The organism is Cytobacillus horneckiae, assembly GCF_002835735.1.
Taxonomy (GTDB): Bacteria; Bacillota; Bacilli; order Bacillales; family Cytobacillaceae; genus Cytobacillus; species Cytobacillus horneckiae.
This window is the reverse complement of sequence record NZ_PISD01000099.1, coordinates 1-9,540: the sequence shown is the minus strand read 5'-3', so window position 1 is coordinate 9,540 and position 9,540 is coordinate 1. Positions and strand designations below refer to the sequence as shown.

At 30.5% G+C, this 9,540-nt stretch carries 9 protein-coding genes and 1 pseudogene; all 10 read right to left on the bottom strand.

The genetic code is table 11. The features are described 5' to 3' along the window. Positions 1-231 (bottom strand): annotated as a pseudogene (locus CWS20_RS27600) (type IV secretory system conjugative DNA transfer family protein); the annotation flags it as partial. Between the two features lie 108 nt (positions 232-339). After that, a complete protein-coding gene (locus tag CWS20_RS27595) occupies positions 340-1,755 on the bottom strand; it encodes a DUF3800 domain-containing protein (protein ID WP_066194604.1) in 1,416 nt (471 codons plus the stop codon). Positions 1,756-1,987: 232 nt separating this feature from the next. Next, positions 1,988-2,941: a tyrosine-type recombinase/integrase gene (locus tag CWS20_RS27590; RefSeq protein ID WP_066194602.1), complete on the bottom strand. Its 954-nt coding sequence runs from the start codon at positions 2,939-2,941 to the stop codon at positions 1,988-1,990. 296 nt (positions 2,942-3,237) lie between these two features. After that, positions 3,238-3,984 carry a hypothetical protein gene (locus CWS20_RS27585; RefSeq protein ID WP_066194599.1) on the bottom strand — a complete coding sequence of 249 codons (747 nt, stop codon included), beginning with the start codon at positions 3,982-3,984 and terminating at the stop codon, positions 3,238-3,240. 16 nt (positions 3,985-4,000) lie between these two features. Continuing rightward, a complete protein-coding gene (locus CWS20_RS27580; protein WP_083957295.1) occupies positions 4,001-5,095 on the bottom strand; it encodes a CpaF/VirB11 family protein in 1,095 nt (364 codons plus the stop codon). An 18-nt stretch (positions 5,096-5,113) separates the two neighbouring features. Beyond that, entirely contained in the window at positions 5,114-5,800 is a 687-nt protein-coding gene (locus CWS20_RS27575) for a hypothetical protein (protein WP_066194593.1), read from the bottom strand. Positions 5,801-5,805: 5 nt separating this feature from the next. Then, a complete protein-coding gene (locus tag CWS20_RS27570; protein WP_066194590.1) occupies positions 5,806-6,144 on the bottom strand; it encodes a hypothetical protein in 339 nt (112 codons plus the stop codon). Positions 6,145-6,181: 37 nt separating this feature from the next. Beyond that, positions 6,182-6,574: a hypothetical protein gene (locus CWS20_RS27565; protein ID WP_066194587.1), complete on the bottom strand. Its 393-nt coding sequence runs from the start codon at positions 6,572-6,574 to the stop codon at positions 6,182-6,184. A gap of 23 nt (positions 6,575-6,597) precedes the next feature. Then, on the bottom strand, positions 6,598-9,192 hold the full coding sequence (locus CWS20_RS27560) for a MucBP domain-containing protein (protein WP_066194585.1): 2,595 nt from the start codon (positions 9,190-9,192) through the stop codon (positions 6,598-6,600). 90 nt (positions 9,193-9,282) lie between these two features. Further along, positions 9,283-9,456, bottom strand: a complete 174-nt coding sequence (locus CWS20_RS28310) for a hypothetical protein (RefSeq protein WP_157090513.1) — start codon at positions 9,454-9,456, stop codon at positions 9,283-9,285. Positions 9,457-9,540: the final 84 nt, after the last annotated feature.

Below are 9,540 nucleotides of genomic sequence, written 5' to 3'. Positions count from 1 at the left end.
TTCAGTTGCTGGTTCTACCCCCATTACATCACAAAATTCTTTTACTTCGACAGCTAAATCACCTTTTGGTTCTATAACTGACAAGCCCACTTTTTTCCCTTGTGCTTTTTGTAGCAATATTTGATAAATGATTGGAGTTAATATAGTTGCTGTTTTACCACACCTTGTAGGTCCGACTGCGAGCATATGTGTATACGGATCGTCGCCACCCCAAACAATATCTTTATTCAATAAAAGTTCACCTTCTTTTTTAATTAACTGTATACAGTTTATTTTAACTGAAATCAGTTAATTTTTACAAGCCTTAGTCACCTTCTTTTTTTATTATTAACATATTTGTTAGTATGTATCTTTCAATATTTTTGGATTCACAATCCCTATCATTGTTCCAGTGGCAACAATCCTTAAATTTGTAGCATTTTTCAAGTTGATTTCTATTTTTTTGTTCTCTTTAGATTTAACTACTGTATGAAAAACCTCTTTTTCATCTAAATAGATTTTAATTTCACCACATATAGTTTCAGGTCTGCTTTTCCAATAATCAGTAGGAATCATATTCGCTGTAAATGAACTATCTTTAACTTTTTGTTGATTTATTAAATATTGATAATCAATTCTCCCAGATAGAATTTCTTCATTTGAAATATTGTTTTTTATTACTTTGCCTAATTTAAAACCGTATCTATATTTTTCATCAGTTAGCCCTTTTAATTGATATACCCTTGATACATTTTCCTCTATTTTAACCTTCGTTTCCATACTAGTTATGTTTGCATAAGGTCGTAAATAATAATTACGATCTCCGTTATCAAGCTCCGATAGATAGCCAAGTAGTGTATTCCTTTGGCGGTTTGAGTAACCTAATATTCTGTGATACATTTTTATTTTTTCGCCATATGATAATTCTTTTTCTTCATCTGTAGGTTTTGAAACAGCCGACTGCAATTTTATCATTTCTTGAAGGTCATATTGTGTTTTATAAGTAAGAAAAGTGGATATATAATCACTTATAGGGATTTTAATCATTTTTTCCTCGTTACCTTCCCATTTAAAGAGAGTGATTTGATTTTTGAACTTTTCAATGTTATTACCTTCAATTAGGAAACGGTAAATTAAATCACTTCTTGATTGTGATGATATGGAACTATCGTAGTATTGTTCTTCCATTAAAAAAACAATAATACCCATAAAAGTGTCCATAATTTGAAGAGGTATTGAATAATCGGATTTTTTTCCTAATATTGAGCTAACCTTATAATCTTTGTTTCGATAAGCAGAATGAGCATTCATTTGCTTTTTTATATTATCGTAAACGTCAAGTGTTCTATATTCTGTTGCATCGTCAACCTTTATTCTAATGTCTTGAGTCTCGTCAACATTTAGATTCCGAATTAGGCCATAAAAAAGCCTTTCAGGTATTTTTGTATAGAAAAGATCCCTTAAATCTGGTATGCTTAAATCCATTTTCCTTGCACTTTTAGCTGCATCCTGATTATTTATAATCAAAATGTTCATTGCTATTTCCTGATTAATTACATGGTTTAAAACTTGGAAGTATTTTTTTATATATTCCCCACTATCGTATGTGTTAAAATGCATTTCACTTTTTGTTTTTAAATTTTTATAGATATCCTTTATATTTTTGGTAATTTCGAACATAGTGTCTAAATTTCCACCATATGCTCCATAATAAGAATATTGTTTATTTGGTGAGTCCAGTTTGTTTGATTCATCAAAGTAAATTAGAAAGCTCATTGTTCCGTCCCCCATAGATAAAAAGATCTCTTATTGACAATAATAACATGGTATACTATACTGGAGTTAAGCAAATAGTACGGATAAGTATACTTTCCACGGTGCCATTTAACTGAGGCTGGTATACTTGTTAAGAATAACCTTTCCTCGGTGCCATTTACTGAGGCTGGGTTATTTTTTATTTAAACGACCTTTTGATTATACTCAAAAGGTCGTTTTTTAGTTTTAAAATTTATATATTTTTTAAATAGTACTTATACCTGTGTAATGAATTAGGCGAAGATAAACCTAAAACTTTTAACAAATCCTTATCAGATATTCTTTTTAATAGACTATCCAATATATATTGATTCCTTAAATTAATGGCAGATATTTTTCTTAGACCACCTAAATTGCACTCCACTTTAATAAACTTCTGAATAGAACGAACGCTTAATCTTTTCATCTGTGTGAAATTTTGAGAGTAATAATTCACTTGATATGACATTGACTTATTATTAAAAGCTACAAATAGTGGGTTATCTTCATGGACTGTACGATAAATTAGTTGATTATAATTAGGAAACGTATTTAGATACTTAGTAATTAGTAATTTATGTTCCTGGTTAATTTTGATGTTTCTTCCCTCTGTACCTTCTCCCTTTATGGTGATGTAACCCTGTCCCAAGTTAATATTACTCATGTTAAGGTTAGATATTTGAGTGGGAGTTAGTCCATAGAAACGAATCAAGTTCAATATTGCAATGTTTCGATCAATAAGAAAATCTCTGGCAGCACTTTCTTTTCTATTTATAGGTTTGGCCATCGAATCTAGAAGACAAGTAAATTCTTCATTGGTAACAAAATCACTATCATACAAAAGGCGCTGAGGGCGTTTCTCAGTTGCTTTTCTTAAGCTTGAAGGTATTTCTATTTGATGATACTTTAACAGTCCTAATACGACGTTAATTATCCTCTTAATGGATGTATCAGATAAGCCTTTATTGCTTAACTCACTTTCAAAATTAAGAAGGATGTCTTCCCTATGTTGCTTTAATAAGTATAGTGAATTTAAATTGTACTTGTTTGATATATAAAAACTTAATTTTTTTAAGTCTGAACGGTATTGTTTTAAAGTGGATTTAGAGCGACCATTGAAGTCTAAATAATAGAGATATTGATTAATATAATCTGGGTAATTTGTCATTTTAATCCTCCCATTTAATAATTTTACGCATTCAATTTATATTATAACAAAAACACTTTCTAATTCCATATATCCTAATACATTTATTAAGTGCCTACTCGGTTGTAAGACAAAACCATTTGGGTGCGTAAAATTATAATGTAGCGAGACATTATATTGTATTTTTCATATAATTATGCTATATTTTATTCATAACCTTTTTTTGATTTTTGATTTTTAAAAACTGTTTTTACACCGTATCTTTTTAGATACGGTGTAATTTTTTATTTCATTATATAAAAGTACTTTAATTTGAACTAATTAACTAGAGTAGTATTTGCAGCTGTCTTTTGTACAAAATATAAGCTTATCAAAACTGCAATGAATACCCATAAAGTGTTCGCAATAGGTAGTATCCCCATCTGTAAATAAACACTATAAACATCACCAACAAAAAACCTCAATATTAAAGGCATTGCTAATACCATTGCAATCATCATAAATATTTTTTGTTTTATATATTTTTTTTCTTTAAACAATTCATCCCTTTTAACAATTTCAAAATTAATTGCTTTATTAACCCTATTAAAAAGTTGTTTGGCATTGCCACCAATTTCATATTTTATTCTTAAATTTTGATGAAATATATCAACACCTGAAAATTTATACTTTTTAAAATGGTCAGTTTTTAATACAGCTTCTTCTTCAAGTCCCCTAATAATCAAATCTATATCTTCCTGAATAATAGGGTCTACACTTGCTTTTGATGAAATTAATGACTGCATAACATTATTACCTGAGTGTAAATAAAAAGTCATTGTAGAAGCATATTTTTGTATCTCTTTCATCAAATATTGTTCATACTTTACCTTTTTTGGAATATAAACTGAATGATAAAAAGAAAAAATCGCTGTTATACCCGCCAATGACAAACTAATAACTAAATGGTTAGTAGTAAGATATAGATAGCCTGCTGCAAAAACGTATATCAGCAATGCATATAGAATGACTTGAATGACAGAAAATAATTTTAAAACCGGTTCTAATTTAATTTTGATTTTCATTCTTAATCAGCTCCTATCATTTAAAAACTGAAGGTAATTTATGATACTGCTTTTTGTATATCAACTCTTCTTTTGTTTCTTCAGATAGTGAGTTTGTTACAACTCTATCACTATATTCTTGAGTCTCTTCATCAAATGTCCTAGCAACTTTATAAATCGTATTAAATTCTACACCTTCATTTGTATAGTCTAAAAATTCTACAATTTCGCGAATGTATCTTTTGACACCTTCCTCTGTTATTTCAAAGCCCATATATATTCCGAACCTTAACGTATTTACAATATCTTTACCAAGGCGAACCTCATTATTTATTATATAATCCTGTCCAATCATCGAAATAATTCTGGAAGGTATTGCAGCTGCACGTTTTCCGTGCAGTGTGGTAATGATCATGTGATCAGTAAGACCAGAATCAACCATATCCCTAGCTTCTCCACCCCTTGTTTCAGCAACTATCATCCAATCTGGATTATTCCTTAACCCTGCTTTAATTAGATCAGTATACGTTATCTTTTTCTCTCTCATACTATCTGTTAAGGTTCTCCAGCTATTAATATCTTTATTAGGATATAAAGCTTTGATATGGCTATCCATTGTATCTTCTATTAAAGTAATTTTCTTATTATCTTCAATAAATCCCACAAGTAACTTCTGAAGCTCAGTTTTACCACTTCCTGTTTTCCCAGAGATAACAATATTAGTATCAGCTTTGATGAGTACCTCTAGTAACCTTTCTACATCCTCATTTGCTATGTCTTTAATATTGTTAATAGATAAAGTTGGACTAGATTTTCTTACTGATAATGTACAGCCTGAAGGACTTACAACTGTATGCACAGTGTTTATTCTATAATTAGAAATTGCAGTATCTAATATAGGTTCGGAATTGGCGAACTCTTTTCCCTGTATATCTGCTATTTTTTTAGCTAAAGATGAGATTTCACTTTCAGATGGCTGGTGGTCTGGTCTAATTCTTCCTTTAATATTATGCTGCACCCATAAGTCTGTACTGTTATAGGATATATCTGTAATATCTTCGTTTTCTAAATAAGGTTTTATAAAGCTTTTGTTTAATAAGGTAACTATTTTTTCATTTAATTCATCTTGCATAATAACCTCCAAATATGATTAAAGTAATGAACTAGCATAGCCAGTTAAAGCAAGGGCTGAGAAAATAAATACATATAACATTCCGTAAATTAACATCGGAGTTCCATGCTTATCCATACTTGAAGCACTATATCTAATATATTCATTTGTTTTATTCTCCTGTAATTTAGAAATCATTGATTCTAATTCAATAAGATCGTTTTTGTTTATCCCCTCTTCAGTAAAGTCATAAATTAAGTTCATTATCATATGAGCCTCACTAGAGCCAATATACTCGGCAAATTCTAAAAAAGCATCGCGATTATCAACATTATTCTCTTCTAATTTATTTATAAGATTTTCTACCTCACTCTTTAAAGGGTCATTAATATATTGTGTTGTAGCCTTTAAAGTTTGATAAACGTTACCCTGAGTATCCAGCAAAGCTACGAAATATCCGAGAAAGTTAGGAAACATATACTGATTTAATATCTCACTTCTTTTTTTGAATGATATCAGTTCTATATAAGGAATTTTATACCCGAAAACCATAATAAAAGGAATGCCAATAAGATACCATGGATTATCTATCATCATTATGATGACTGTATAAGCAATAGCAAAAATTACAGCAGTTAGTATTCGTTTACTAAAAAATTTCTCTTCGTTAACCTTTAAATATTCCAGATACATCTTTTTATTTTCTTCAGTAAAAACTTCAACCACTTCAATCACTCTTTTCTTTTTAGAATAGTAGTTTTATTAGAGGTTACAGCCCCTTTATATTTATAAGTGATATATACATCTTCACCAACATCTACTTTTCCATTAACTCTATTACCAGCCGCATCTTTTAGTTCTATTTGCAGACCCTTTTTCTCGAATTCTGATATTACCTTTGATACTTTTGAAGATAAACCACCTTCAGCTGATACTAGCTGTTGTACTTCCACTGAAACATTTAACAGCTTTGTATTATCAACTTGGGTTTTAAATACCAGGAGAAATATAGGTATGACGAATACAACAGCAATTAATAGAATTTTTATAAATCCTAATTTCTCTCCCATGTATTAATCCTCCCTTCTTAATTAAATAAAAGTACTTTTATTTGATTAATGCTACTCTTTGTGTTGAACTAGACATTGTTTTACCTTTTTCATTTAATATATCCACATTAAACTGAACACTATGAATCTCAGATTCAACCTCAGTCACTTTTCCTTTATCATTTAAAAAGACATAATCAATTTTAATATTTTTCCCCTGTTCTTTATGAGCGTTTACAACCTCTAAAATAAGATTAGCGACTAACGCCTCTTTATCGATGGCATTAGTCGCTTCGTTTCTTACTGTACCTAATTCTGAAGATTTTACAGCAATCTCCACTTCTTGAGTTGCTGAAATATTTGTTCCATGTCTTAAACTTAACATTGCCATAAATATTATGACTGCCATGAAAAATATTCCGAGAAAGAAATACTTTATCCAACTGGTCATGTTATTCCCCCATCCAATAGAATCTATTTACTAAGCTGGGGAATTATATTTTTTAATTGATTATATTTCTCTTGTATATCTGTACTTCTAAAGGAATGTAACAAATCTGAACGATCATTTGCTATCTCTTTTATATCTTGGATTTGTGTTGTGTCAATAGTTACCGAATGTGGATAGTTAATATCTATAATTGTTGATTCTTTTTGCTCATTTATTATTGGTTTGTCTACTGGACTACCAATTAAATAATTCTCAAATTGTAATTGACGGTCTACATGGAATGTTACATCTGATAACCCTAGTTTCCCGATAACAAAATTGTCAGTATACCACTTTTTAGGTTCTTGCTCCCCATTCCCATTGATATTTAAATAATATCGAGAACCATCAGTGTAAGTGTTCAAAACTTCATCATTGTACATTGAATTTGTGAAGTCTTCATACTGCTTCTTAGCTTCTTTTTCAATATCAGCAATGGCCGTTATTGAGGATGGCATAGAGAAAACAAAACCTGTATTTTTTGTAATAAAGAAATTATCTAATGACTTGAATGAAATTGATTTATTTTCAAGTGATGCCACTTTTAAAGGTATAGCATAGCTTGAATATGCGAAGGGGCTAGTATTACTATACTTACTTTGAAGATTCACGTCTAAATCACTAGGATAATAATACATATACTCAGGGATTATAAAGAACTTATTATTTAGCCCTGACTGATACTGTATTTTTTCCTCAATTGGTTTCCAGTTTTGAGAGATTAAACTTGTAGATAACTTATCTATAGTAAACGTTTCTTTTACTTGTTGTTCACTAATAGAAACACTTTCATTTCCATTAAAAGTTGCTTTTCTACCGACAAGTAATTCCAACATTGGTTGTGATGATGTGGTAAATTGAAAAGACTCGTTATATTTATGGTCAGCCTTCAATTTTTTTGTCCAAGTCGCTTTCTTCTTATATTTATCTTCCCATACTGGTGTAATGTCTTTTAATTTCCATTGAAAACAATCATTTCCTTGTTTCTCTTCACATGTATAGTTATTGCTGTAGTGATTTGTAAATTCATATGAAAAAGTATAGTTTATCTCTTTACCTTTTAATAATTCGGGGTCGTCAACATAATAACTCTGTATTTCATTATCTTGAACAGAAAATACACCTTGAGCATTGATTTTATAATCTAAATTTCTTGTTTCATAGTGCTTTCCTGTTATTTTAGAGTTATTATTAACCTCTATTCTGCTATATTCTTTTTCGTTTTTCTTGTTTAATATCCATTGAAACTCACCATTAGCTCTACCTTCAGTTGAATCTTTTAATTCTTCGATGCTAGAAGGATCAGGTAATGACACTTTATAATAAAAAGTGAATGTCATATTATTATTCGGTGTAGTCCCAGTGAATTTTTGATTTGCTGGTGCTGGTACATAAGGATTGTTTTTTGAATCCTTGAATACCCCTTTATCTTCTGCTGAAAATGTATAACTTTTTCCCACAGTTGCTTTTTTATTATCTGTTTTTAAAGTTTTACCCGTATTGCTATCAACGTGATTTATAGTCACATTAGCCTGACAGTCTTGATTCATATTTACCGTTGAACCATCAGGACATGATTTTTTATCAATTTGATACGAAAGTGTCGCTATATCTCCACCAAAACCCCAATACGCAGAACTCCCCCATCTTTTTTTTCCACTATCATGAGGGCTGTTAACTCCGTACCAAATAGCTGCACCAGCGCTTTCATCTTGATCTATCTTTTGATAAACTCGACCCTGATCGTAGTATAACCCGCCGCTATAGCCAGTTTGCCTTGGATAATCACGTCTAGCTACACCTTCATTTAACATAGTTAATTTTTGAGCATTAATTCCACTACTTAAACTTACCTTTCCATAAGAATGTTCTAGGTCTTTAAATTGGAATGGAAGCCTTAATTCATCATAGACAACTCTTCCTTCCACATTCTTCACAATGTATAGATGCCACTTATTTTTAGTTGCATTTGCTGGAAATAATTCATTTAATGGCAGCCATGCTTTAAATCCTACGTTTCTATAAAACATGTTACAATCCGTATTTACTTTATTTTTTGCTGTAGATGAGCAGGCATTGTAAATGCTATTCTCATTAGAATTTTGTCTATTGTATTCGATATCTTTAGTTGCAGATAAGGAAGACATTTCTGTTTTATACATCTTTTCTTCTCTGGTATCAGGATTATACGCTAAGATATAAGTTGCTTGGTTATTAGCACCGTGATGATGATGTCCAACCAACGCACTCCATCCCCAAAAAACTAAATATGGTTCACTTTTACCCGTCCAACGATTAGAATTTTGAATTGCCCAACTTCTTTTTAAAGAGTTTCCTGAAGCACCAGAGTAAACATCATACGCTAACCTACTCCCACTGGTAAAACTGTTAGCCTTATTTCCTTTTATATTCCATCTTTTGTTATATGAATTCTTATCAACTTCAAATGGACTAAATCCGTTATTCATTGTTGCATTAGCATCTGGAATTGATTGATGTGTTGCAAATGTTTTAGGCGAATTAACAAAAAGGAATAGAATAATCAAAAAGGGAAGCAAGTATAATACTCTCTTACTCATATACTTTTAACACTTCCTTATATTTACTTTTAATAAAACTAACAGGTACTTATTCTAATTGAATAAGTACCTGTTAAATTTTATACTTCACTAATTACCTCCGATGTTAGTAGCATTGCTTAGAGCATCATTTACTACATTAGTCATACCAGCACCAATATCAGTGGTTAATTGTGGAAACATTATATTTACAAAACCAACGATGATTACCAATCCTACTAAAACAATGATCATATTTGTCATAGAACCTGACTTCTCACCCATTCTTCCTCACCACCTTTCAAGTATGTAATTTGCAAAAATATTTACCTCCTTTATCTTCATATAAAAAAAAGGAAGTGATTAAAT

What these genes read in the sequence shown, in the direction of transcription:
- CWS20_RS27595 (WP_066194604.1), bottom strand. Translation starts at nt 1,755, where the DNA reads ATGAGCTTTCTAATTTACTTTGATGAATCAAACAAACTGGACTCACCA.
- CWS20_RS27590 (WP_066194602.1), bottom strand. Translation starts at nt 2,941, where the DNA reads ATGACAAATTACCCAGATTATATTAATCAATATCTCTATTATTTAGAC.
- CWS20_RS27585 (WP_066194599.1), bottom strand. Translation starts at nt 3,984, where the DNA reads ATGAAAATCAAAATTAAATTAGAACCGGTTTTAAAATTATTTTCTGTC.
- CWS20_RS27580 (WP_083957295.1), bottom strand. Translation starts at nt 5,095, where the DNA reads ATGCAAGATGAATTAAATGAAAAAATAGTTACCTTATTAAACAAAAGC.
- CWS20_RS27570 (WP_066194590.1), bottom strand. Translation starts at nt 6,144, where the DNA reads ATGGGAGAGAAATTAGGATTTATAAAAATTCTATTAATTGCTGTTGTA.
- CWS20_RS27565 (WP_066194587.1), bottom strand. Translation starts at nt 6,574, where the DNA reads ATGACCAGTTGGATAAAGTATTTCTTTCTCGGAATATTTTTCATGGCA.
- CWS20_RS27560 (WP_066194585.1), bottom strand. Translation starts at nt 9,192, where the DNA reads ATGAGTAAGAGAGTATTATACTTGCTTCCCTTTTTGATTATTCTATTC.
- CWS20_RS28310 (WP_157090513.1), bottom strand. Translation starts at nt 9,456, where the DNA reads ATGGGTGAGAAGTCAGGTTCTATGACAAATATGATCATTGTTTTAGTA.